General features: G+C 37.5%; 1 pseudogene. It reads left to right on the forward strand.

The window, feature by feature from the left end:
- Positions 1-311 (forward strand): annotated as a pseudogene (licT, locus tag RVS70_RS22590) (transcriptional antiterminator LicT); the annotation flags it as partial.
- Positions 312-432: the final 121 nt, after the last annotated feature.

Raw genomic sequence — 432 nt, forward strand, 5'->3', positions numbered from 1 at the left:
TTACAAAAGTCATGCAAGAGATTTTGAGTATTGTAAAATACCATTTTAAGATTGAATTCAACGAAGAATCGCTTCACTATTATCGGTTCGTCACCCACTTAAAGTTTTTCGCGCAGCGTCTTTTTAACGGTACACATATGGAAAGCCAGGATGATTTTTTGCTGGAGACAGTGAGAGAAAAGTATCATCGGGCGTATGACTGCACGAAGAAAATCCAAACCTACATTGAGCGGGAGTATGAGCACAAGCTCACAAGTGACGAGCTGTTGTATTTAACGATTCACATAGAAAGGATAGTCAAACAAGCATAATGAGAGCGCTGACATTTTTATTTTCGGGTTTTCGTTTTTTCTTACATTTCAATATGATGATGGTAGGATTGTTACTGATAAAGCAGGCAAAACCTAAATTACAATGAGTGCGGATCATTTA

Origin of the sequence: Virgibacillus sp. M23 (assembly GCF_034190895.1) — a bacterium.
In the GTDB taxonomy this organism is placed as follows: domain Bacteria; phylum Bacillota; class Bacilli; order Bacillales; family Amphibacillaceae; genus Virgibacillus; species Virgibacillus salarius.